Origin of the sequence: Streptomyces sp. NPDC001714, assembly GCF_042892755.1 — a bacterium.
Taxonomy (GTDB): domain Bacteria; phylum Actinomycetota; class Actinomycetes; order Streptomycetales; family Streptomycetaceae; genus Streptomyces.
This window is the reverse complement of record NZ_JBIAUL010000001.1, coordinates 947,417-970,412: the sequence shown is the minus strand read 5'-3', so window position 1 is coordinate 970,412 and position 22,996 is coordinate 947,417. Positions and strand designations below refer to the sequence as shown.

Genomic DNA, 22,996 nt, shown 5'->3' with positions numbered 1-22,996 from the left:
CAGCGAGGGAGAGCCCCACGTGACCATCGCGCCAGCCGACCCGGCTTCAGCGACCAGCTCTGTGGAATCCGTGGCGGACGACGGTCCCGGTACCGCGTTGCTGCGGACCCTGACCGAGCTGACCGCCGACCTCCCCGACGCCGACCCCGGCCGGGTGGCCGCCGCCGCGCTGCGCGGCCGGTCGGCGCGGGCCGACGAGGCGGAGTTGCGCGAGCTGGCCACCGAGGCCGCGGCCGGTCTCATCTCCGAGGACCCCGCCTACTCCAGGCTCGCCGCCCGGCTGCTGACGATCTCCGTCCGTGCCGAGGCCGCCTCGCAGGGGGTGACGTCCTTCACCGGGTCGGTCGCCGTGGGGCATCGGGAGGGGCTGATCGCCGATCGGACCGCCGAGTTCGTGCGGCTGCACGCGGCCCGCCTCGACGCCCTCGTCGACCCGGCCGCCGACGACCGCTTCGGCTACTTCGGCCTGCGCACCCTGCACAGCCGTTACCTGCTGCGCCACCCGATCACCCGCAAGGTCATCGAGACCCCCCAGCACTTCATGCTCCGCGTCGCCGCCGGCCTCGCCGAGGACGACACCACGAGGTCGGTCGACGAAGTCGCCGCGCTCTACGGCCTGATGAGCCACCTCGACTACCTCCCGTCCTCCCCCACCCTCTTCAACTCCGGTACCCGCCACCCCCAGATGTCGTCCTGCTACCTCCTGGACTCCCCGAAGGACGAGCTGGACTCCATCTACGACCGCTACCACCAGGTCGCCCGGCTCTCGAAGCACGCCGGCGGCATCGGGCTGTCGTACAGCCGCATCCGCTCCCGCGGGTCGCTCATCCGCGGCACCAACGGGCACTCCAACGGCATCGTGCCGTTCCTGAAGACCCTCGACGCCTCGGTGGCCGCGGTGAACCAGGGCGGCCGGCGCAAGGGCGCGGCCGCGGTCTACCTGGAGACCTGGCACTCCGACATCGAGGAGTTCCTGGAGCTGCGCGACAACACCGGCGAGGACGCCCGCCGTACGCACAACCTGAACCTCGCGCACTGGGTGCCGGACGAGTTCATGCGCCGGGTGAACGCCGACGAGCCGTGGTCCCTCTTCTCCCCCGCCGACGTGCCCGAGCTGGTGGACCTGTGGGGCGCGGAGTTCGACGCGGCCTACCGGGCGGCGGAGGACAAGGGCCTCGCGCGCAAGACCATCCCGGCCCGTGACCTGTACGGCCGGATGATGCGCACCCTCGCGCAGACCGGCAACGGCTGGATGACGTTCAAGGACGCGGCCAACCGCACCGCGAACCAGACGGCCCTGCCCGGTCACGTCATCCACTCCTCCAACCTCTGCACGGAGATCCTCGAGGTCACGGACGACGGCGAGACGGCGGTCTGCAACCTCGGTTCGGTAAACCTCGGCGCGTTCGTCGACACGGCGAGCGGTGACCTCGACTGGGAGCGGCTGGACGAGACCGTCCGCACCGCCGTCACCTTCCTCGACCGGGTCGTCGACATCAACTTCTACCCGACCGAGCAGGCGGGCCGCTCCAACGCCAGGTGGCGGCCGGTCGGCCTCGGCGCGATGGGCCTCCAGGACGTCTTCTTCAAGCTGCGGCTGCCCTTCGACTCCCCCGAGGCCAGGGCCCTCTCCACCCGGATCGCCGAGCGGATCATGCTCGCCGCGTACGAGGCCTCCGCCGACCTCGCCGAGCGCAGCGGACCGCTGCCGGCCTGGGAGAAGACCCGTACCGCGCAGGGCGTGCTGCACCCCGACCACTACGGCGTCGAGTTCACCTGGCCGGAGCGCTGGACGGCGCTGCGCGCCCGCATCGCTACGACGGGCCTGCGCAACAGCCTGCTGCTCGCCATCGCGCCGACGGCCACCATCGCGTCGATCGCCGGTGTCTACGAGTGCATCGAGCCGCAGGTCTCGAACCTCTTCAAGCGCGAGACGCTCTCCGGCGAGTTCCTCCAGGTCAACTCCTACCTGGTGCAGGACCTCAAGGGCCTCGGCGTCTGGGACGCCCGCACCCGTGAGGCGCTGCGCGAGGCCAACGGCTCGGTGCAGGACTTCGCCTGGATCCCCGAGGACGTACGACGGCTCTACCGCACGGCGTGGGAGATCCCGCAGCGCGGACTGATCGACATGGCCGCCGCCCGCACCCCGTACCTGGACCAGGCCCAGTCCCTGAACCTCTTCCTGGAGACACCGACCATCGGCAAGCTCTCCTCGATGTACGCGTACGCCTGGAAGTCGGGCCTGAAGACGACGTACTACCTGCGCTCGCGCCCGGCGACCCGGATCGCCCGCGCGGCGCAGGCCACTGTCCCCGCGCAGCAGACGGCTCCCGAGGACGCCGTCGCCTGCTCCCTGGAAAACCCCGAGTCCTGCGAGGCCTGCCAGTGATGTCCGCCCGTAACCAGAATCTTCTCGACCCCGGCTTCGAGCTGACTCTCCGCCCCATGCGCTACCCGGACTTCTACGAGCGCTACCGGGACGCCATCAAGAACACCTGGACCGTGGAGGAGGTCGACCTCCACTCGGACGTGGCCGACCTCGCGAAGCTCACGCCCGCCGAGCAGCACATGATCGGCCGTCTGGTCGCCTTCTTCGCGACGGGCGACTCGATCGTGGCGAACAACCTGGTGCTGACGCTGTACAGGCACATCAACTCCCCGGAGGCGCGCCTGTACCTGTCGCGCCAGCTCTTCGAGGAAGCGGTGCACGTCCAGTTCTATCTGACCCTGCTGGACACCTACCTCCCCGACCCGGACGACCGCGCCGCCGCGTTCGCCGCCGTGGAGAACATCCCTTCCATCCGCGAGAAGGCGGAGTTCTGCTTCAGGTGGATGGACTCGGTGGACAACCTGGACCGCCTGGAGTCGAAGGCCGACCGCCGCCGCTTCCTGCTCAACCTGATCTGCTTCGCCGCCTGCATCGAGGGCCTGTTCTTCTACGGCGCCTTCGCGTACGTCTACTGGTTCCGCAGCCGGGGCCTGCTGCACGGTCTCGCCACCGGCACCAACTGGGTGTTCCGTGACGAGACGATGCACATGAGCTTCGCGTTCGACGTCGTCGACACCGTCCGCAAGGAGGAGCCGGAGCTCTTCGACGACGAGCTCCGGCAGCAGGTCACCGACATGCTGCGGGAGGCCGTCGAGGCGGAGCTGCAGTTCGCCCGGGACCTCTGCGGTGACGGTCTGCCGGGCATGAACACGGACTCGATGCGTCAGTACCTGGAGTGCGTAGCCGACCAGCGGCTCGGCCGCCTGGGCTTCGCCCCGGTGTACGGCTCGGAGAACCCGTTCTCCTTCATGGAGCTGCAGGGCGTCCAGGAGCTGACGAACTTCTTCGAGCGGCGGCCGTCCGCGTACCAGGTGGCGGTGGAGGGCACCGTCGACCTGGACGAGGACTTCTGAGCCGCCGTCCGCCGGCTACTTCAGGTCGAGTACGTCCCCGGCCGACACCTTCCGCGAGGTGGTCGTCGTGCCGGGGAAGTACCAGCGCCAGCTGCCCGCCGAGGTGACGGTCACCCTGGTGCTCAGCTTTCCGGCGTCGCCCGTGGTCACGGTCCGGACCGTGCCGTAGTGGGCGGCGCCCTTCTTCCGGAACTGGAGCTTGACCTGCTGACCGGTGAACCCGTGGTACTTCAGGTCCTCCCAGTCGGCCCGCGTCAGCCTGCCGGTGACGGTCGCCGTGGCGCCCTTGGCGACCTTCTCGGGCGCGATCACCGTGGTGAGCCGGGCGGCCCGCTTGACCTTGTACTCGGCGATGTCGTCGGAGATCCAGTAGTCGCCGTCGTTCGCCTTGACGGTGGCGTCGACCCGCCAGACGCCGGCGACCCTGTTGGTGTTTATGTCGTCGCTGTCCGGGATCCAGCTCGGGTCGATGGTCATCGTGGCCCGGCACACCGAGGTGGTCGCGCTCTTCTTCGTGCAGGACGAGTCGTCGTTCCAGGTCGCGAAGGTGTAGGCGTTCGTCTTGTTGAAGGTGAAGACGTCCGTGAGCTTCTTCACCCCCGAGTCGTCCCTGACGGTGATGTCGATCGGGTACCGGATCGTCTGCGACGTCCCCACGATGACATTGGCGCCGCCGTTGACGACGGTCTTCACCACCCGGATGTCGCCCCGCCCCTCCGCGTGCGCTCCGGTCGCCGTCGTCAGGACCAGGGCCGCCGCCCCGCCGGCCGCGGCCCAGGCCGTTCTGCCTCTCATGTTCCTCCCCTTGTCGTGCGCATACCAGGAGAGGCTAAGCGATCAGGGACCTTCCGCGGCGGTGGGCTTCCCGGCCGCGGCCGGCTTCCGCGGTCCGCCGCGCCTCCCTGATCTGCCGGTCGACGCGCCTGTCGCGCAGGATGCCGAGCACGGACGGGAGGGCCATGAGGACCAGGATGCCGAGGACCAGGACCATTCCGATGAGACCTTCGATCTGGTTTCCGTTCATGACACCACTGTGGCGCTCGATACTCCTTACCGTGAGTGGCAGCACTGCCACACACCCTCGAATTACTGCCAGCGGCGAGGCACACTGGCAGCATGCTGACGAACGTGGCCACGGTGCTTCTCGACGGTGTGCACCCCTTCGAGCTCGGGGTGGTCTGCGAGGTCTTCGGCCTCGACCGCTCCGACGAGGGGCTCCCGGTGTACGACTTCGCGGTGGTCTCGGCGGAGGGACCGGCACTCGGCACCCACGTGCCCGGGCTCACCGTCTCCACCCCGTACGGCATCGACCGCCTGGAGGAGGCCGATCTGATCGCGGTGCCGGCCTCGGACGCCAACATCGCGCGGGAGTATCCCCCTGAGTTGCTCGCCGCCCTCCGCCGGGCGGTGGACCGGGGGGCCAGGGTGCTCAGCGTCTGCTCCGGCGTCTTCGTGCTAGGCGCCGCCGGGCTGCTGGACGGACGCCGGTGCGCCGTGCACTGGCGGCACGCGGACCTGCTGGCCCGCCGCTTCCCGCGGACCCGGGTCGAGCCGGACGTGCTGTACGTCGACGAGGACCCGGTGATCACCTCGGCGGGTACCTCGGCCGGCATCGACGCCTGCCTGCACATCGTGCGCAAGGAGCAGGGCCCGGAGGTCGCCACGAAGATCGCCCGGCGGATGGTGGTGCCCCCGCACCGGGACGGCGGTCAGGCCCAGTACATCGAGCGCCCGCTGCCGGAGGGCCCCTGCGACACGGTCGGCGGGGTGCTGGCCTGGATGACGGAGCACCTCGACGAGGAGGTCACCGTCGAGCAGCTGGCCGCCCGCGCCCTGATGGCCCCGCGCACCTTCGCCCGCCGCTTCCAGCAGGAGACCGGCACCACGCCGTACCGCTGGATCCTGCGGCAACGGGTGCTGCTGGCACAGGAGTTGCTGGAGGGGACGGACGAGACGATGGACGCCATCGCCGGCCGGACCGGGTTCGGGACGGCGGCCGCGCTGCGGCACCAGTTCGTCAAGTCGCTGGGGACGACGCCGAACGCCTACCGGCGCGCGTTCCGGGGCCCGGAGGCCGCCTGAGCGCGCGCCGGTATCAGGCGTGACCCACCGGTCGGCAGGTCACCAGGGCACGGGTGCGAGCAGCAGCCGGTGCGGGCGCAGGGTGATGCCCACCCGGGTGGTGTCGTCCGACCCGGCGACCTGTTCGAAGCGGTACTTGGCGCACAGCGCCGCCGTGATCAGGCTGAGCTGCGCCATGGAGAAGTGGTCGCTGGGGCACTTGCGGTTGCCGACGCTGAAGGGGCTCATGGCGTACTTGGGCACGTCCTTCGCCCGCTCCGGCAGCCAGCGGTCCGGGTCGAAGTCGAGGTGCCCCGGGTACGAGTGGGGATCGCGCTGGATGGCGTAGGGGCTGTAGACGATGTCGGCCCCGGCGGGAATGCGATAGCCGCCGAGCTCGGTGTCGGCCTTGGCCCGCCGCGTCAATATCCATACGGCCGGCCGCAAACGCATCGCCTCGACGACGACATTGTTGGTGTGCGTGAGCCGGCGCACGTGCTCAAAACCAACCGGCTGACCACCTGTCACGGATTCGACCTCGGTCCGTACCTTCTCGGCGTGTTCCGGGTGTTCGGCGAGGACCTGGAGCAGCCACATGATCGTGGAGGCGACTGTTTCGCTGCCGGGGGTCAGTATCGCGACCACCTGGTCGTGGATCTCCTGTTCCCCGATGGGGTCGCCATTCTCGTCCTGCGCCGCGAGCAATGCCGTCAGCAAATCGTCCGGCTTTTGACCAGATGCCCGGCGCTCGGCGACGATCTCGTCGACGAGGAGATGCAAATCGGCCAGCGCCCGGTTGAATTCGCGGTTGGCCGGCAACGGCAGCCGGTACAGCGGGCCGAGTGGTACGACCATCCGCCGGTACATACCGCGGAAGACGCTCGCGAGGTCGACGCTGAGCCGCTCCGCGCGCTCGTCCATGTACTCGCCGCGCAGCAGGCAGCGGGCGGCGATGCGGACGGCGACCCGGAAGGACTCCGAGGTGCAGTCGACGGTGGCACCGGGCTGCCAGCGTTCGGTCAGCGCATGGGCCTCCTCCTCCATGACCGGCCCGTAGTCGGGGATCGCGGAGAGGTTGAACGCGGGCTGGATGGTGCGGCGTTGGCGCCGGTGACGGGGGCCGTTGGCGGTGGCGACGCCCTCCTTGCCGAGCAGTCCTTCCAGGGACTCCCACAGCGGGCCGGCGATGATGAAGTCGGGGTTCAGGGCGAGCGCGCCGGTGAGCTCCGGGGTGGTGACGGCGTACACCTCCTTGGGGCCGAGCCTGAGGCGCACCACGTCGCCGTGGGCGCGCAGTCGGGACATGAAGGCCAGCGGGTCGCGGACCAGCCGCCAGCCGTGCCCGAGTATCGGCACCCCGCCGCCGGCCAGGGGCGGTACGCGCAGTTCGGTGTGTTCGGAAGCCTCCGCGGTCGCGGGCTTCACGGACTCGACGGTCATTTCTCACCTGCCGCTTCGTTGTTGACGTACGGGGGCGTGGACCGGTCGTCCCAGCTGTCGACCATGTAACGGCCGGATTCGTGGTGGAACCAGTAGACCGAGCTGAACCAGTTCCGCATATTGCCGACGCAGGCCGTGACGGCGGCGCCGAGTTCTTTTCCGCGCACGGTGCCGTCGTCGAGTTCGTCGGCGAACCGCAGTGCGGTCCGCTCGGCGACCAGGAATTCGCTGACGCATTCCTCGACGCGTCGCCTGACTTCCTCGACGGCCTGTTCCAGGCTCATTCCCTCATGGGTGACGAGACTGATTCCGAGATTGTGCACCTCGTCGCCCGCTATTTCCTTCGGCAGCGAGCAGAGGTCATTGTACCAGGCGGCGAATTCCTGGCTGAGCAGCGCCGGCCGGCGGTATGCCGGGTTTTCCCTCACGGCGTCCGGGAGTTCGGTTCCCGCGCTCGGTTCCAGCAGGTCCGTCCATATCCAGTGGGCGAAGGTGAGGCGCCGCAGGGCCAGGTATTCCTCGACCCCGGGAACGTATCCCGAGGTGCGGTTGCGGAACTCGCGGTCGTAGGCCTCGATCACCTCGTGGAAGTGCCGGGCGAACCGCCGGCTCCAGGTCGCCGGCAGGAACGTGTACAGCCGCGCGATGCTGTCCGCGAACCCCGCGACCAAGGTGTCCGGGTGGTGCAGATGGTGCAGGGGCGCGTCGAGGGCCGCGTGCAGCCGGAACCGCAGCCGCCGCCACTGGGCCGACCTGCCGTGCACGACGTCACGGTCGTGCCGGTCGTCCCAGACGAAGAACCAGGCGCTGTAGTCGCATATCGCCTGGATGACCTCGTCGGAGGCGCCCAGGTAGTACCCCGCCATGAGGTCGGTGTAGCAAAGACCATCGGCATATTCCCGCACCTTGTCCGCCGGCATCAGCCGCTTTTCCAGCAGCCAGAGGCGGGTCTTCTCCTGTAGCCGTGGCCAATACGGATGCAGTTGCCGGGGAAACTCGGCCTCGATCACCGGGAGGGCGAGTTGCGGTGGAACCGCGACCGCCGTCGGCGTCGATGTGGTGCTGTGTGAGAAAGCATGCACGAACAAACCCCTCTCAGCCGAGCCAGGTGCGCACGCCCCTCCCGCTGTGCCGGGCGTGCGCCGTTGCGTATCCCCGCAGTCCCCATTCAGCACCACAACTGACCGGTCTGGGAACGGATTTGCTTCACTCACTACCCCACAGTGCCGAGAATCTCCCCTTGCGTGACTGATTAAGGATCGCTAGGGGTGCACAAAGGATCGAATGTACGACGCACAGACGAGCGAGTCTGACCGAACATGACGAACGCCTGGTCGGGGCGGGCCCGACCAGGCGTCACAACTGTCCTGCAGCGTTCCCTGGGTATCAGTCGTTGGCGACCACGGGGTAGCGTGGCTCGTTCTCCGCCATCTGCCGCAGCGCGTCCTTGCGCTCGCGCTTGGAGAGCCGGTCGATGTACAGGTAGCCGTACAGGTGGTCGGTCTCGTGCTGCAAACACCGGGCGAAGTAGCCGGTGCCGCGCACCTTGATCGGGTTGCCCTTCTCGTCCTGCCCGGTGACCTCGGCGTAGTCGGGCCGGGCGAGCGGGGCGTAGGCGGTGGGCACCGACAGGCACCCCTCGTTGCTGTCGTCCAGCCGCCGCTTGTCGGCGGGCAGGTCGACCAGCTTCGGGTTGCACACCACACCGACGTGCCGGACGCCCTCGTCGTCCTGGCAGTCGTAGACGAAGACCTTCAGGTCGACACCGATCTGGTTGGCGGCGAGGCCGACGCCCTCGGCGGTCCGCTGGCTCGCGAACATGTCGGCGACGAGCTGGTCCAGCTCCGCCCCGAACTCGGTGACGTCCCTGCACTCCTTGTGCAGCACCGGGTTCCCGACGACGGTGATGGGCCGCGACGTCCCCCGCTCACGCCAGGCGTTCTCGCGCTCCTCGGTCCCCTCGGTGTCGACGACGAACCCCTCGTCATCCACGGGGAGCACGCCCGCGTGCTGCTGATCGGTGTCCTGCTGGGCCATGACCGCGGTAAGCCTTCCTAGGTAAAACGGGGTTGATGTTGCTGATACAGGGTACGTGGACGCGCCCCTTCAGGGGCGCGGGGAACTACGCGACAAGCCCCCACCGGCCCGCACCCGACGAACGGCGCTCAGCAGACCTCTTCCAAATCCCGCCAATCCCTGGAATCAGGGCTGTCCGCAACCCACCCGTCCAGCAACCCCCTCACCAGCGAAGCCGGCGCAGCCACCCCGCACTCCCGCTCCGGCACCCACAGCTGCCCGTCGGTCCGGTGCCCGAGCGGCCCCGGATGCCCCGGCTCACTGTGGTCGTGGGGATCGAGATGCACCCCGTCGCCCTCGTCCGACGGCATCCGCGACTCGGAGCACATCCGGCACAGCAACCGCACCGAGGACGACCAGTCCTCCGCCGCGAACCCGGCGTCCCCCGCCAGCTGCTCCAGCGCGTCCCGGTCCGCCTCCGTCGCCGCCTCCAGCAGCACCACCCAGGTCGGCACCGGCGACGGCGCCCACAGCTCGATCTCGTCGAAGACGGGGTACGCGTGCCCGGTCGCCGTGGTCCGCTCGCCGTGCGGCACCCCGTCGTGGAGCACGACCTCGCCCCAGCGCCGCCCGGACGAGGGAAGCGGAATGGACTGCACCTCGATCCGGGCGGGGTCAAGGCGCCGCCCCCACACCACCTCGGCCTCCCCCTCCGGGGACAGCCGTACGGCGGCACTGCCCAGGTCCATGCCGTCCGGCTCACCGGAGACGGTGGCGCCGCCCGGCACCCGCAGCCCGTACGCCTGCCAGGCCCGCCGGGCCAGCGGCCAGTCCTGCAGCGCGGTCGCCGCGATGCCCACGTTCCACCAGTCGGGCGCCCCGGTCTCCCGGTCGAGGAGGGCCACCGCCCGCAGCCCGGCCGCCCGCGCCTGCTCCCAGTCGTGCCGGAACTTGTGCAGCAGGGCGAGGTTGAACCAGGACTCCGACAGCCAGGGTTCCAGGTCGGCGGCGCGCGTCAGCAGCTCGCCCGCGTCCTCGTACCGGCCGTCGCCGATCAGCGTGAACGCGCGGTCGGTGGCCTGCCGCCAGGAGGCGGAGGGCCGGTGCCGTCCCTTGCCGAAGATCCTCACGATTCCCGCCTGCCAGTTCCAGTTCCGCACAGTGGGCTGGCTTGTGCCCCCGGACATCACCCTCTCCCTCGCATCCAACCACGTACGACGGGAGGGCCGCTCATTACCCATGGGTTACCCAGCCGCGCGCAAGGTCAGACAGTCTCTGGAGAGCACGCGGGCCAGGGACTCCACAACCTCCGGAGCGTAGTCCCCGGCGGTGGCCAGCCGTAACTCCTCCAGCGCCGTCAGCGGCCCGCCGGGCCCGGAATCCCGGGTCTTCTCCTCGTACGCGTTGACGGCCCGCACGATCCGCGCGGCGACCGGCTGCTCCCGGTACGGGTCGGCCTGCCGCTCCACGATCACGGCGACCGCCGCGTCCACCCCGGTCTGCCGTACGACGGCCCCGCCGAGCAGGGCTATCCGCCGCTGCTCCGCCACCGGCAGTCCGGCGGTGGCACCGGCGGGCACCGGGTCGACGAGGCTGAGCTGGCCGATGTCGTGCATGAGCGCCGCGTACCCCAGCACGGTGAGCTCCGTCGCGGACAGCCCCAGGTCCCGCCCGACGGCCTGGCTCAGCGTGGCGACCCGGCGGGCGTGCCCGGCGGGCGTGTACCCCGCTATCTCGGTGGCGCGGGCGAGGGAGGCGATGGTCTGCCGGTAGGTGGCCCGGACGGCCGCGTACCGGCGCAGGGACAGCTGGGTGAGGAGGAGGGGCAGGCAGAACACGGGCAGCGCCCACAGCCCGACGACGGCGACGGCCAGCGCCATCACGGCCCCGGTGGCGCAGACGGCGGACCCGATGCCGAGCAGCCCGCGCAGCTCGTCCCGCAGCAGCGGCCCGAACGGCCAGCCTGTCCTCGAGTGGGCCTGCGCGGCGGCGAGCACGGCGTCGCACAGCGCGGTGAGCACGAGGAGCGCGACGAGCAGCAGCGCGTACGCCGGTCCGCCCAACTGCTCCAACGCGCCCCTGCTGTAGAGGGGTTGGAAGCAGACGGCGGCGAAGCCGACGGTGAGGACGCGGCGGGTGAGGTGGTCGAGGGTGGGCCGCCGTCCGTCGGCTATGTGCGGGACGTTGCCGAGCAGCGAGGCCGCGCAGACGACGGTGACGACCTGGAAGGCCCCGTCGTGCGTTGCGGCCCCGGCATCGGCGCCGAGCAGGGCGTAGGCGAGCCCGCCGGCGGCCCCGAGCGGGGCGGCCTCCCGCACCTCGGCGCCGGTCCACCGGGCCCACTCCCCGATGCCGACGAGCACGCCGAAGGCGAGGGCGACGCCACGGTCGTCGAGGCCTTCCCAGAGGGTGCCGGCGAAACAGCCGAGGGCGAGCAGCAGGGCGGCGAGACGGATGCAGCCGAGCGCGGCGGGGCGGCGGGAGCGAAGGGCCGCCGCCGGAGCGGCGAAGCCGCTTGCGCTGCCGCTCGCGTTGCCGCTGCCCGCCGGTCCTTCCGGGGCGAACGCCGGAGCCCCGGACGTCACCGGGCACCTCGCCCGATGCTCTCGCGGTCCCCGCTCGGCGGGCCGGAGGCTGCCGGGTCGGCCGGGCCCACCGGGCCCACCGGGTCGGCCGGGTCCACCGGGTCCACCGGATCGGCCGGATCGGCCGGGTCCGCCGGCTGGACGTCGGCGGTGACCGCGGGGTGCCAGCCGTCTCTGGCCAGCGCCCGCGCCAGGGCGTCGACGATCCCCGCGTCGAAGTGCCGCCCCGCGCACCGCCGTAACTCCGCCACGGCGACCGCCACCGGTCTGGCCCGGCTGTAGGAGCGCGTCGACGTCATCGCGTCGAAGGCGTCGGCGACGGCCACCACGCGGGCGGACTCCGGGATCTGGCTGCCCGCCAGTCCGTAGGGGTAGCCGCTGCCGTCGATGCGCTCGTGGTGGTGGAGGATCGCCGCGCGGGCCTCCCCCAGGAAGGAGATCCCGCGCACCATCTCGTGGCCGTACTCGGGGTGCAGTTCGATGATCCGCCGTTCCTCCGGGGTCAGCGGCCCGTTCTTGCGGAGGAGCCGGGTGGGGACGCCCAGCTTTCCGACGTCGTGGAGGATGCCGGCGAAGCGGAGCACCTCCACCCGGTCGTCGTCCATGCCCAGTTCACGCGCGATCAGCACGGAGGCCTGTCCGACCCGCTCGCTGTGCCCGCGGGTGTACCCGTCCTTGATGTCGACGGCCTGGACGAGCGCGCGGATGGTGGCCTGGTGGGCGGCGCGCTCGCGGTGGTACTGGGCGAACACCCACCAGGACACGCACATCGGCAGCAGGACGAGCAGGGCGGCGACGGGACCGTAGGGGCTGCGCCAGAGCACGGCCATCATCAGCCCGGCCAGCCCGTGCACCCCGACCGGGGCGAGGGAGCGGGACAGCAGGCCGCGCCAGGCCCGGCGTACCGGAACCCTCCCCCGCTGCCCGAAAGGCGTGGCAGGTGCCCCCATGGCGACCGCGAGGATCCCGCCGTCCAGCAGGGCGAGAACCGCGCAGAAGGCCAGCACGGCGGCGCCGCAGGGCAGCAGCGCGTACGGGAAGTCGCAGCCCACCACCGAGTCCCGCCCGCCCAGCGCCCCGTGCACACGCCCCGCGCCCCACACGGCGAGCGCCAGCTCGGCGGCCCGCCAGGTCCTGCGCAGCGCCTGCGGGCGTTGCTCGGCACGTAAGAGCAGCGCACCCGGCAGCGCTACGAGCGCGGCGGCCGCCGGCGGCAGCAGGAAGGCACCGGCGAGCAGCACCGGGTAGAAGGTGCCACCGAGCCGGCGCCGTACGACGTGCTCGCAGGCCGCGTACAGCGCGGCGAGGAGGGCGACGGCCCACCAGGGCGTACACGGACCGGGCAGCGGCAGCAGACACAGCAGGGCGGCGAGGGCGACGCAGGTCACGTACGCGCGTACCCGTACCGGGACCGCCTCCATCTCGCCCCTCCCCCGACCATGCCTGTCCAGGCTCCGGAGCCTAGAGCGGGAATCGGCGGGTCCCGGGGCTTATGACCGGAGGATTAGCACGTTCGGGTGACGGGACACCGGGGCGGGACGATTCGGCGCCGCCTGCGGGCGGCGCCGCCGCGGTCAGCTCTCCGGCGTGACCTGTGCGGGCTGGGCGGCCCGGACAGCCGTGACGTCGCGGTCCGGGACGGCCTGGCCGGAGCGGATCAGGTCAAGCCTCCCCAGCACCTTGGCCCGCAGGTCGGTGGGCACGTCGTCATGCCCGCAGCACCGCTTGACCAGCTTCTTCACAGCCTCCTCCAGCCCGTACTTCTCCAGGCAGGGGGAGCACTCGTCGAAGTGCTGCTTGAACTTGACGCGATCGACGTCCGGCACCTCGCTGTCGAGGAACTCGTACAGATGATCGAGTACCTCACTGCAGTCCGTCTCGTGCGGCTCTCCGCAGCTCATGAGCCCGAGCCTTTCGCTTCGTTCGACTCTCCGGCGCCGGCCGGGACGAGCCCGCGCTCGCGCGCGTAGTCCTCCAGCATGCCGCGCAGTTGACGGCGGCCCCGGTGCAGCCGGGACATCACCGTACCGATGGGTGTCCCCATGATGTCCGCGATCTCCTTGTAGGCAAAGCCCTCTACGTCGGCGAGGTAGACGGCGATGCGGAATTCCTCGGGGATCGCCTGCAGCGCTTCCTTCACGTCCGAGTCGGGCAGGTGGTCGAGCGCCTGCGACTCCGCGGAACGCAGACCGGTCGACATGTGCGACTCGGCGCGGGCGAGCTGCCAGTCCTCGATCTCCTCGGCCGCGGAGCGCTGGGGTTCGCGCTGCTTCTTGCGGTACGAGTTGATGAAGGTGTTGGTGAGAATGCGGTACAGCCAGGCCTTGAGGTTGGTGCCCTCACGGAACTGGTGGAAGGACGCGTACGCCTTGGCGTACGTCTCCTGCACCAGGTCCTCGGCGTCGGCGGGGTTGCGCGTCATGCGCAGCGCGGCCGAGTACATCTGGTCGAGGAATTCGAGCGCGTCCCGCTCGAAGCGCGCGGTGCGCTCCGAGGTCGACTCCGCGCTGACGCCCTGGCCCTCGGGCAGCTCCGCCTGGCCGTTGTCGGTCCCTGCGTCGGTACCGGTGACCGGACCCACCTCCTCAAGATCCCGGGCAGGACCAAAGCCGATCCCACTCGTCTCGGAGGATAGAACACGACCCGTGCCTGCCGCCGCTCGAATAGGAGCGGTCTTGGCCGCGTGCAGCACCGTCCAGTCCAGGTCAGCGCTGCTGCTACGGCTCGGGCAGATGGTCGAACCCATGCGGCGGACTTCCTCTCCTTCGGCGTCGGCGCTGGTGTCCCAGCACTTCTGTCCGCCTCAACAGTGGTCCGTCGCGCAACATTCCCGGCCGTCACCCGAGTGCCGCGGTCCATGCGGCGACCGCGTCCGTGATGATGGTCACTGCCTGTTCCGGATCCATCTCCGCCCTTTTGGGCACCGCGAACCCGTGATCGGCGCCCGGCACCTCGACGAGTTCGTACTCCCCCTCCGGGAACTCGGCCGGCTTCCCGAACGGGTCGTTCCCGCCCTGCACGACGAGCGTGGGCACCCCGGCCCCGAGCAGTTCCCCGGCCCGCGACTTCTCCGGCTTCCCCGGCGGGTGCAGCGGAAAGCTCAGCGCCAGGACGCCGACCGCCCCCAGCTCCGTCGCCGTACGGCAGGCGACCCGGGCCCCGGCGCTGCGCCCGCCGGACACCACCGGCAGCCCCGGCGCGGCGAGCGCGGGCCACACCCCGCGCCAACCGACGTCGAGCGTCTTCGGTGCGGGCGCGACCTTCTTCCCGGCGACCCGCCAGGGCTGCTCGACGAGTGCGACGGTCACGCCGTGCTCCGGCAGGACCGCCGCGATCGCCTGCAGATCCCGCGCCTCGACGCCCCCGCCCGCCCCATGGCCTACGGCGAGCACGAGCCGCGCCTTGTCCGCCTCGTGCCAGGTGATGCGGGCGTTCCCCGCCTCCGTACCGACGATCTTCGACGTAGTCACGCCAGAAGGTTAGAAGAGTGTGCCCTCCTCGGGCCCCTCCAGCTCCTTCAGCAGCTCCGGGCTGTTGTTGCGGACGTTGCTGACCGCCGTGGAGACCGGGTAGGCCCGCATCAGGCCCTCCGGCGGCGGGGCCAGCAGCGAGCGCAGGTCCTCGACGTCCGTCCGGGCCGGGTCGAGCCAGGCGTCCCACCGGTCGGGCGTCAGCATCAGCGGCATCCGGGGATGGATGTCGTGCAGCGACCGCGGCCCCTCGGCGGGCGCCACGGCCAGCGGCGAGGTCTCCGCCTCCGTGGTGATCACCGAGCACGTCACCCACCAGGCCAGCGGATGCTCGTCGGGCAGCGTCCGGTCCCGCCAGAACTCGTACAGCCCGGCCATCGCGAACACCGAGCCGTCGGCGGGGAGCACGAAGTACGGCTGCTTGCGCGGCCGCTTCTTCTTCCCCTCGACCTCCAGGTCCCGCTCCTCCGGGGCGGTGACCCACTCGTAGTAGCCGTCGGCGGGCAGGATGCAGCGGCGGGCGGCGAAGGCACGGCGGTACGACGGCTTCTCGTGCACGGTCTCGGCCCGCGCGTTGATCATCCGGGCGCCGCCCTCGGGCGTCTTGGCCCAGGAGGGCACGAGCCCCCACTTCAGCTTGCGCAGCTGGCGAACCGGACGGGGGTCGTCGGCGTCTTTCACCGGACGGTCGAGGACGGCGTAGACCTCCTTGGTCGGAGCCACGTTGTAGTCGGGCTCCAGGGTCTCCTCGGGCTCCCACTTCTCTATTTCAAAGATTCCTGCGAGATCCTCGGGCCCACGACTCGATGCATACCGTCCGCACATACGTGCAACACTGCCAGGCCCGCCCGCCGCCCGACCACCACCCGCCGGCGACGGACACCTTTTCGACAGAGCAGAGGGAGTAACCGCCAGACCATGGACAGCACCGCCGCCCTCGCGCTGCCCGACCTCTGGGACCGTCTGACGGGCACCCAGTCCGATCCCGATCTGTGGGTGGTGCTCGCGACCCTGGCCGCCGCGCTCGCGGTGGTCGTCCCGCACAACCTGTGGCGGATATCCCGCAACGCCATCACCATCGCCCACGAGGGCGGCCACGGCCTGACCGCCCTGCTCACCGGCCGCCGGCTGACCGGCATCCGGCTGCACTCCGACACCAGCGGCCTCACGCTCAGCCGGGGCAAGCCGCACGGCATCGGCATGATCCTCACGGCGGCGGCCGGCTACACGGCTCCCCCGCTGCTGGGCCTCGGCGGCGCGGCCCTCCTCGGCGCCGGCCGCATCACCCTTCTGCTCTGGCTGGCCACGGCCCTGCTCGTCGTGATGCTGGTGATGATCCGCAACGCGTACGGCGTCCTGACGGTGTTCCTGACCGGCGGCACGTTCCTGCTGGTGTCCTGGCTGGCCGGACCGCAGGTGCAGGCGGCGTTCGCGTACGCCGTCGTGTGGTTCCTGCTGCTCGGCGGAGTCCGCCCGGCCTTCGAACTCCAGGCGAAGCGCTCCCGGGGCGGCGCGGGCGACTCGGACGCGGACCAATTGTCGAGACTGACCCATCTCCCGGCGGGCGTATGGCTGTTCCTGTTCCACACGGTGTCACTGTGCTCCCTGATCGGCGGGGGGCGCTGGCTGCTGGAGGTATGACGCGCTCCGAAGGGACAGGCGTCAGGGGCGCGGGGCTGTGTCCGATGTGCGGCTCCGCCGCGCGGGCGCGACCAGTCCCCACGGCGCCGCACCCGCCCACCGGCCTCTCCGCGAAGCGGCGCCGCGCCCGCCCACCGGGCCGCCCGCCCACCGGCTGATACCTCCCCCTGCCACTAAAGTGACCCCATGGCCGCAAACCCCACCGCACCAACCGCCCTCTGGCCCGCCCCCCACGCGCGCGGAGCCGTCGACGCGACGGTTCACGTGCCCGGGTCCAAGTCGGTCACCAACCGCGCCCTCGTCCTCGCCGCCCTCGCCTCCGAACCCGGCTGGCTGCGCCGACCCCTCCGTTCCCGCGACACCCTGCTGATGGCCGGCGCCCTGCGCGCGATGGGCGTCGGCATCGACGAGGGCGTCGGCCCCGACGGCTCCGGCGAGGCCTGGCGGGTGCTCCCCGCAGGTTTCCGCGGCCCCGCCACCGTCGACGTCGGCAACGCCGGCACCGTGATGCGGTTCCTCCCGCCCGTCGCCACCCTCGCCGCAGGCGACATCCGCTTCGACGGCGACCCCCGTTCGTACGAGCGCCCCCTGCACGGTGTGATCGACGCCCTGCGCGTCCTCGGCGCCCGCATCGACGACGACGGCCGCGGCGCGCTCCCCCTCACCGTCCACGGCAGCGGTGCCCTGGACGGCGGCACGGTGGCCGTCGACGCCTCCTCGTCCTCCCAGTTCGTGTCGGCCCTCCTCCTGTCCGGCCCGCGCTTCAACCAGGGCGTGGAGGTCCGCCACACCGGGGCGACCCTCCCCTCCCTTCCGCACATCCGCATGACGGTGGACATGCTGCGCGCGGTCGGCGCCCAGGTGGACACCCCGGAGTCGGGCGGCGAGCCGAACGTCTGGCGGGTGACGCCCGGCGCCCTGCTGGGCCGCGACCTGACCGTCGAGCCGGACCTGTCGAACGCCCAGCCCTTCCTCGCCGCGGCCCTGGTGACGGGCGGCCGGGTCGTGATCCCGGACTGGCCGTCCCGGACGACCCAGCCGGGTGACCGGCTGCGCGAGATCTTCACCGAGATGGGCGGTTCCTGCGAACTGACCGAGTACGGCCTGGAGTTCACCGGTTCCGGCCGGATCCACGGCATCGATGTCGACCTGGGTGACGTCGGCGAGCTGACCCCCGGCATCGCGGCGGTCGCCGCCCTCGCGGACACCCCCTCCACCCTGCGCGGGGTCGCCCACCTGCGGCTGCACGAGACGGACCGGCTGGCCGCGCTCACCAAGGAGATCAACGAGCTCGGCGGCGACGTCACGGAGACCGCCGACGGCCTGCGCATCCGCCCGCGCCCACTGCACGGCGGCGTCTTCCACACCTATGACGACCACCGCATGGCGACGGCCGGCGCGATCATCGGCCTCGCCGTGGCCGACGTACAGATCGAGAACGTGGCGACGACGGCGAAAACCCTGCCGGACTTCCCCGACCTGTGGACCGGGATGCTCGAGAGCGACGGGGCGTAGGGGCGTACGACATGCGCCGCTACGGCAAGCACACCGACGAGGACGACATCCGCGCCCGCCCCAACCGCAAGGGCAACCGGCCGCGGACCAACATCCGCCCCAAGCACGAGGACGCGGCCGAGGGGATGGTCCTCACCGTCGACCGGGGGCGGCTGACCTGTCTGGTCGAGGACCGGACGATCCTGGCGATGAAGGCCCGCGAGCTGGGCCGCAAGGCGGCGGTGGTCGGTGACCGGGTGGCCCTGGTCGGCGACCTGTCCGGCAAGAAGGACACCCTCGCCCGGATCGTGCGCATCGAGGGCCGCTCGTCCGTGCTCCGGCGCACCGCCGATGACGACGACCCGTTCGAGCGCGTGGTCGTCGCCAACGCCGACCAGCTGGCCATCGTCACCGCCCTGGCCGACCCCGAGCCCCGCCCCCGCCTGATCGACCGCTGCCTGGTGGCGGCCTACGACGGCGGTCTCACCCCCCTGCTGGTCATGACCAAGTCGGACCTGGCCCCGCCGGACAAGCTTCTGGAGCTGTACGGCGACCTGGAGATCCCGTACGTGGTCACGAGCCGCGAGGAGCTGGCGGCGGGGGAGGCGGTCCGCCGGGTCCAGGACCATCTCGACGGCAAGATCACGGCGTTCGTCGGCCACTCGGGCGTCGGCAAGACCACGCTGGTGAACGCACTGGTCGCGGCGGACCGCCGGCGTACGACCGGTCACGTCAACGCGGTGACCGGCCGCGGCCGCCACACCACGACGTCGGCCCTGGCCCTCCCGCTCCCCGACGACAAGGGCTGGGTCGTCGACACCCCGGGCGTCCGCTCCTTCGGGCTGGCCCACATCGACCCGTCCCGCGTGATCCACGCCTTCCCCGACCTGGAGCCCGGCACCGCGAACTGCCCGCGCGCGTGCAGCCACGACGAGCCGGACTGCGCGCTGGACGAGTGGGTCGCCGAGGGCCACGCGGACCCGGCCCGCCTCTACTCGCTGCGGCGGCTGCTGGCGACCCGGGACCGCAAGGAGGGCGACTGACCACCGGGGTGTTTGTCATGACCGGAGTTCGGTAAGTGCATAATCGCACCGAGCTGGACATACGGGAGGACAGCACATGGCGTGGCTGCTGGTGATCGTGGCCGGGATCCTGGAGACCGGCTTCGCCGTGTGCCTCAAGCTCTCCCACGGCTTCACGCGACTATGGCCGACGATAGCCTTCGCGTCCTTCGCCCTGGGCAGCTTCGGCCTGCTGACCCTGTCCCTGAAGAAGCTGGACGTGGGCCCGGCCTACGCGGTCTGGACCGGAATCGGCGCGGCGGGCACGGCGATCTACGGCATGGTCTTCCTCGGCGACCTGGTCTCCACCCTGAAGATCATCTCCATCAGCCTGGTGATCGCGGGCGTGATCGGCCTTCAGCTGTCGGGCTCCGCCCACTGAAACGCGCCCCGAGGGGGCGCTGGGGGTACCCCCGGCCGAAGGCTGGGGGAGGAACTGCGCGACCCGCCACCACCCGCCCGCGGATACCCACGACCCGCACCACCCCTGTCTCCTTCACACCGGCTGCCGATAAAGCGCCCCGCGCACCAGCTCCGCCACCCCACCCTCCCCCGGCGGCGCCGCGACACACGACAACGCGAGCCGCACCACCAGCTCGCACGACCGGGCCAGCTCACCGTTCCCCCTCACGGCCCCCGCCCCGGAAAGCACCGTCACCGCCCGATCCCGCACGATCTGCACGAAGTCCCCGGGAGAAGGCAACGGCCCGTCCGCCCTCCGCTGCGCCGGCACCGCCGAGGAGGACGGCACCGCGGACAACGTCGGCGACGGCAAGCGCTCGCTCCAGCACCCCGTGAGCATCGCCCGCACCAGCACGTTGTCCCGAGCCGCCACCGCCATCCACTCGGCCGTCGCCGTAAGGCGCTCCCGCACCTCGGCATGGCTCGCCAACGCCCGCTCCACCCCGGCGAGATAGCCGTCGGCCTCCCTGCGCACCAGCGCCCGCGCCAGGCCTTCCTTGCTGCCGAACTCGTTGTACAGCGTCTGCCGGGACACCCCGGCCGCCGCGGCCACGTCGACCATCCGCACGGCAGCCCACGGCCGACGCGCGAGCGCCGCGTACGCGGCGTCCAGAAGGGATTCCCGGGCTGCAGGCATCATCGCCTCCCTGGGGCGAGCGACTCTGCGCCCAGATTTGACGCGCACGAATCGACTGTCAAGGGTTCGCGAAGGCACTGGGGGGCGCCCTTCGGCCAACACGCGCGGGCGTGCCACGGGCGTACCGCAGAGCAACGGAGGTCACCGCCCGATCACTTGCCGGCATCGCCCGGCCTCCCCTTGTAGCCCCGCCCCCACCCCTGCAGATACCGTTCGTCACATGCCGGACTACCACGATGACCTGCGTCTCGCCCACGTGCTCGCGGACGCGGCCGACGCCGTGACCATGGCCCGCTTCAAGGCTCTCGATCTCAAGGTCGAGACGAAACCGGACATGACCCCGGTGAGCGAGGCGGACAAGGCCGCCGAGGAGCTGATCCGCGGGCAGTTGCAGCGCGCCCGCCCGCGGGACGCGATCCTCGGCGAGGAGTACGGCATCGAGGGCACCGGCCCGCGCCGCTGGGTGGTCGACCCGATCGACGGCACCAAGAACTACGTACGCGGCGTCCCGGTCTGGGCGACCCTGATCTCCCTGACGGAGGCGGCCGAGGGCGGCTACCAGCCGGTCGTCGGCCTGGTCTCGGCCCCCGCGCTCGGCCGCCGCTGGTGGGCCGCGAAGGGCCACGGCGCCTTCACCGGCCGCAGCCTGTCCTCGGCGACCCGCCTGCACGTCTCCAAGGTCTCGAAACTGGCCGATGCGTCCTTCGCGTACTCCTCGCTCAGCGGCTGGGAGGAGCGCGGGCAGCTGAACGGCTTCCTGGACCTCACCCGCGAGGTGTGGCGCACGCGCGCGTACGGCGACTTCTGGCCGTACATGATGGTCGCCGAAGGGTCCGTGGACATCTGCGCCGAGCCGGAGCTGTCCCTGTGGGACATGGCGGCCAACGCGATCGTGGTGACGGAGGCCGGCGGCACCTTCACCGGTCTCGACGGCCGTCCGGGCCCGCACAGCGGCAACGCGGCCGCGTCCAACGGCCTGCTCCACGACGAGCTGCTGTCGTACCTCACCCAGCGTTACTGAAACGGTCTTCTGAGGCACAACGGGCCCGAACAGACTCACAGCCACCCTCACATATGAGCGCGTGCGCCCTCAATTGGCTGCACGCACCCCCTTGTTGACCCCTGCTTTACCTGCCACCCTGAGAGAACCCTCACTTGTGCATTTGTGAATCGCTGAACTATCCCGGCGATTTCCCTAGGAGGTGGCACTTTCATGCTCGTCCGTGACGCCATGAGCACGGTGGTCCTCACCGTCGGCCCCGCCCACACCCTCCGCCAGGCAGCCGCCCTGATGTCCGCGCGCCGCGTGGGCGCGGCGATCGTCCACGACCCGGACGCAGGCGGCATCGGGATCCTCACCGAACGCGACATCCTCAACTCCGTGGGCCTCGGCCAGAACCCGGACACGGAGCCCATCCACGCCCACACCACCAACGACGTCGTGTTCGCCACCCCGACCTGGACGCTGGAGGAGGCGGCCCGGGCGATGGCCCACGGCGGCTTCCGTCATCTGATCGTCCTGGACGGCGGCGAACCGGCCGGCATCGTCTCGGTCCGCGACATCATCCGCTGCTGGGCCCCGGCCCGCGCGCCGGAACCCGTCTAGCGTCTCCGGACAAGCCGAACGGGCCGGACCCCGACCTCCCGGGGATCCGGCCCGCCCACCCACGACAAGCGGTCCGGTACGGGTACTGGACGGTCAGCCACGGAGGGCCTGGACTGCGGGCCTCCAGCCGCTTGCCGAAGTCTTCGTCGGCCTAACGGAAGGTGCCGATCGCGCGCTCGGCGATGTCGTCGCGCGACACCCTGGCGATGAAGCCGGCCAGGTTCTCGATCAGCCGCTCCTGCTCGGCCACCGGCGCGCCCGCCTCCGCGGTCAGCGGCCCCTGCGCCACACCTGTCTCCTGCGCCATACCCACTATTCCTGTCGCTTTGCCGGCCCCGAACTCGATCCCACGTTGGACTAAGTCCAAGTCGAGCAGGGTTCCAAAGTCACACCTGTTCGGAAAAGGGGGCCCCTGCTGTTAGGCTGAATGCCATGAGTGACCTTCTGGAACGGCTGCGTGGACGCGGATGGCGGATGACCGCGCAGCGACGCGTCGTGGCCGAGGTACTCGACGGCGAGCACGTCCATCTGACGGCCGACGAGGTCCACGCCAGGGCCGTCGTCAAGCTGCCCGAGATCTCCCGGGCGACCGTCTACAACACGCTGGGTGAGCTGGTCTCGCTCGGCGAGGTCCTCGAGGTCTCGACGGACAAGCGCGCCAAGCGGTACGACCCGAACGCGCACCGGCCGCACCATCACCTGGTCTGCGCCCGCTGCGGCTCGATCCGCGACGTCCACCCGACCGGCAACCCGATGGCCGACCTGCCCACCTCGGAGCGGTTCGGCTTCACGGTCTCCGACGTCGAGGTGACGTACCGCGGCCTCTGCCCGGACTGCGCGGCGGCCGTCTGACGAACGAACGTTCCCGTAGGCCCCGGCACTCTTGATGAGTGCCGGGGCCTACGTCTTGCCCTGCGGGCTTCCGGGACACCCGGACGCAAACACCGAGGGCCGGAGTCCGTTTTCCGGACTCCGGCCCTCGGCCTTCAGTAGCGGGGACAGGATTTGAACCTGCGACCTCTGGGTTATGAGCCCAGCGAGCTACCGAGCTGCTCCACCCCGCGTCGATGAACGCAACATTACGTGAGGGACGCGCGCAGAAGCAAATCAATACCGATCAG

General features: G+C 70.9%; 24 protein-coding genes and 1 tRNA gene. 10 read left to right on the top strand and 15 right to left on the bottom strand.

Annotated elements, in window-relative coordinates; translation table 11 throughout:
- The first annotated feature begins 19 nt into the window (after positions 1 to 19).
- Both ACFY0P_RS04505 and ACFY0P_RS04500 read left to right on the top strand, forming a co-directional pair.
- On the top strand, positions 20 to 2,389 hold the full coding sequence (locus tag ACFY0P_RS04505; protein WP_388907221.1) for a ribonucleoside-diphosphate reductase subunit alpha: 2,370 nt from the start codon (positions 20 to 22) through the stop codon (positions 2,387 to 2,389).
- A complete protein-coding gene (locus tag ACFY0P_RS04500) occupies positions 2,389 to 3,402 on the top strand; it encodes a ribonucleotide-diphosphate reductase subunit beta (protein WP_388907219.1) in 1,014 nt (337 codons plus the stop codon). The genes ACFY0P_RS04505 and ACFY0P_RS04500 overlap by 1 nt, the downstream gene beginning before the upstream one ends.
- A 15-nt stretch (positions 3,403 to 3,417) precedes the next feature.
- Here the strand turns inward: ACFY0P_RS04500 and ACFY0P_RS04495 are convergent, their stop codons facing one another.
- Positions 3,418 to 4,197 (bottom strand): hypothetical protein, encoded by a 780-nt coding sequence (locus ACFY0P_RS04495; protein ID WP_388907217.1) that lies wholly within the window; start codon positions 4,195 to 4,197, stop codon positions 3,418 to 3,420.
- A 34-nt stretch (positions 4,198 to 4,231) separates the two neighbouring features.
- Positions 4,232 to 4,426, bottom strand: a complete 195-nt coding sequence (locus tag ACFY0P_RS04490; RefSeq protein ID WP_388907215.1) for a hypothetical protein — start codon at positions 4,424 to 4,426, stop codon at positions 4,232 to 4,234.
- A 92-nt stretch (positions 4,427 to 4,518) separates the two neighbouring features.
- On the opposite strand from ACFY0P_RS04490, the gene ACFY0P_RS04485 reads away from it, so the two are divergent.
- On the top strand, positions 4,519 to 5,484 hold the full coding sequence (locus tag ACFY0P_RS04485) for a helix-turn-helix domain-containing protein (RefSeq protein ID WP_388907212.1): 966 nt from the start codon (positions 4,519 to 4,521) through the stop codon (positions 5,482 to 5,484).
- Positions 5,485 to 5,523: 39 nt separating this feature from the next.
- On the opposite strand, the gene ACFY0P_RS04480 is transcribed toward ACFY0P_RS04485, so the two are convergent.
- From ACFY0P_RS04480 to ACFY0P_RS04435, 10 genes are all read right to left on the bottom strand, one after another.
- Positions 5,524 to 6,903 carry a cytochrome P450 gene (locus tag ACFY0P_RS04480; RefSeq protein ID WP_388907210.1) on the bottom strand — a complete coding sequence of 460 codons (1,380 nt, stop codon included), beginning with the start codon at positions 6,901 to 6,903 and terminating at the stop codon, positions 5,524 to 5,526.
- Complete coding sequence (gene cyc1 / locus ACFY0P_RS04475) at positions 6,900 to 7,985, bottom strand: epi-isozizaene synthase (protein ID WP_388907328.1); 1,086 nt, start codon at positions 7,983 to 7,985, stop codon at positions 6,900 to 6,902. Before cyc1 ends, ACFY0P_RS04480 begins: the two co-directional genes overlap by 4 nt.
- Positions 7,986 to 8,289: 304 nt before the next feature.
- Positions 8,290 to 8,940, bottom strand: coding sequence for a peptide deformylase (gene def, locus ACFY0P_RS04470; protein WP_388907208.1), 651 nt, complete (start codon positions 8,938 to 8,940; stop codon positions 8,290 to 8,292).
- A 128-nt stretch (positions 8,941 to 9,068) separates the two neighbouring features.
- A complete protein-coding gene (locus tag ACFY0P_RS04465) occupies positions 9,069 to 10,049 on the bottom strand; it encodes a tetratricopeptide repeat protein (protein WP_388907326.1) in 981 nt (326 codons plus the stop codon).
- Between the two features lie 114 nt (positions 10,050 to 10,163).
- Complete coding sequence (locus ACFY0P_RS04460) at positions 10,164 to 11,375, bottom strand: HD-GYP domain-containing protein (protein ID WP_388907323.1); 1,212 nt, start codon at positions 11,373 to 11,375, stop codon at positions 10,164 to 10,166.
- 125 nt (positions 11,376 to 11,500) lie between these two features.
- On the bottom strand, positions 11,501 to 12,925 hold the full coding sequence (locus ACFY0P_RS04455) for an HD-GYP domain-containing protein (RefSeq protein WP_388907206.1): 1,425 nt from the start codon (positions 12,923 to 12,925) through the stop codon (positions 11,501 to 11,503).
- A gap of 153 nt (positions 12,926 to 13,078) precedes the next feature.
- Positions 13,079 to 13,405, bottom strand: coding sequence for a mycothiol system anti-sigma-R factor (rsrA, locus tag ACFY0P_RS04450; protein WP_388907204.1), 327 nt, complete (start codon positions 13,403 to 13,405; stop codon positions 13,079 to 13,081).
- Complete coding sequence (gene sigR, locus ACFY0P_RS04445; RefSeq protein ID WP_189267612.1) at positions 13,402 to 14,085, bottom strand: RNA polymerase sigma factor SigR; 684 nt, start codon at positions 14,083 to 14,085, stop codon at positions 13,402 to 13,404. The genes rsrA and sigR overlap by 4 nt, the downstream gene beginning before the upstream one ends.
- A gap of 256 nt (positions 14,086 to 14,341) precedes the next feature.
- The gene (locus tag ACFY0P_RS04440) at positions 14,342 to 14,974 is read right to left on the bottom strand and encodes an alpha/beta family hydrolase (protein ID WP_388907201.1); all 633 of its coding nucleotides are present in this window, start codon (positions 14,972 to 14,974) and stop codon (positions 14,342 to 14,344) included.
- Positions 14,975 to 14,983: 9 nt separating this feature from the next.
- Positions 14,984 to 15,799, bottom strand: coding sequence for an SOS response-associated peptidase (locus ACFY0P_RS04435; RefSeq protein WP_388907198.1), 816 nt, complete (start codon positions 15,797 to 15,799; stop codon positions 14,984 to 14,986).
- A 93-nt stretch (positions 15,800 to 15,892) separates the two neighbouring features.
- Between ACFY0P_RS04435 and ACFY0P_RS04430 the strand changes: the two genes are divergently transcribed.
- The 4 genes from ACFY0P_RS04430 (at position 15,893) to ACFY0P_RS04415 (ending at position 19,552) form a co-directional block, all read left to right on the top strand.
- Entirely contained in the window at positions 15,893 to 16,615 is a 723-nt protein-coding gene (locus tag ACFY0P_RS04430; protein WP_388907196.1) for a M50 family metallopeptidase, read from the top strand.
- A gap of 186 nt (positions 16,616 to 16,801) precedes the next feature.
- Positions 16,802 to 18,130 carry a 3-phosphoshikimate 1-carboxyvinyltransferase gene (gene aroA, locus ACFY0P_RS04425; RefSeq protein WP_388907194.1) on the top strand — a complete coding sequence of 443 codons (1,329 nt, stop codon included), beginning with the start codon at positions 16,802 to 16,804 and terminating at the stop codon, positions 18,128 to 18,130.
- Between the two features lie 11 nt (positions 18,131 to 18,141).
- Positions 18,142 to 19,152: a ribosome small subunit-dependent GTPase A gene (gene rsgA, locus ACFY0P_RS04420; protein ID WP_388907191.1), complete on the top strand. Its 1,011-nt coding sequence runs from the start codon at positions 18,142 to 18,144 to the stop codon at positions 19,150 to 19,152.
- Between the two features lie 76 nt (positions 19,153 to 19,228).
- Positions 19,229 to 19,552 (top strand): multidrug efflux SMR transporter, encoded by a 324-nt coding sequence (locus ACFY0P_RS04415; protein WP_093499187.1) that lies wholly within the window; start codon positions 19,229 to 19,231, stop codon positions 19,550 to 19,552.
- 114 nt (positions 19,553 to 19,666) lie between these two features.
- Here ACFY0P_RS04415 and ACFY0P_RS04410 read toward each other — a convergent pair whose 3' ends face one another.
- Positions 19,667 to 20,269: a TetR/AcrR family transcriptional regulator gene (locus ACFY0P_RS04410; RefSeq protein ID WP_388907321.1), complete on the bottom strand. Its 603-nt coding sequence runs from the start codon at positions 20,267 to 20,269 to the stop codon at positions 19,667 to 19,669.
- A 220-nt stretch (positions 20,270 to 20,489) separates the two neighbouring features.
- On the opposite strand from ACFY0P_RS04410, the gene hisN reads away from it, so the two are divergent.
- The gene (gene hisN / locus ACFY0P_RS04405) at positions 20,490 to 21,290 is read left to right on the top strand and encodes a histidinol-phosphatase (protein ID WP_388907188.1); all 801 of its coding nucleotides are present in this window, start codon (positions 20,490 to 20,492) and stop codon (positions 21,288 to 21,290) included.
- 192 nt (positions 21,291 to 21,482) lie between these two features.
- Positions 21,483 to 21,875, top strand: coding sequence for a cyclic nucleotide-binding/CBS domain-containing protein (locus ACFY0P_RS04400; protein ID WP_294008774.1), 393 nt, complete (start codon positions 21,483 to 21,485; stop codon positions 21,873 to 21,875).
- Between the two features lie 151 nt (positions 21,876 to 22,026).
- On the opposite strand, the gene ACFY0P_RS04395 is transcribed toward ACFY0P_RS04400, so the two are convergent.
- Positions 22,027 to 22,182: a hypothetical protein gene (locus ACFY0P_RS04395; protein ID WP_388907330.1), complete on the bottom strand. Its 156-nt coding sequence runs from the start codon at positions 22,180 to 22,182 to the stop codon at positions 22,027 to 22,029.
- Between the two features lie 125 nt (positions 22,183 to 22,307).
- Between ACFY0P_RS04395 and ACFY0P_RS04390 the strand changes: the two genes are divergently transcribed.
- The gene (locus ACFY0P_RS04390) at positions 22,308 to 22,727 is read left to right on the top strand and encodes a Fur family transcriptional regulator (RefSeq protein WP_388907184.1); all 420 of its coding nucleotides are present in this window, start codon (positions 22,308 to 22,310) and stop codon (positions 22,725 to 22,727) included.
- Positions 22,728 to 22,865: 138 nt separating this feature from the next.
- Here ACFY0P_RS04390 and ACFY0P_RS04385 read toward each other — a convergent pair.
- A tRNA-Met gene (locus tag ACFY0P_RS04385) sits at positions 22,866 to 22,939 on the bottom strand.
- Positions 22,940 to 22,996 lie beyond the last annotated feature (57 nt).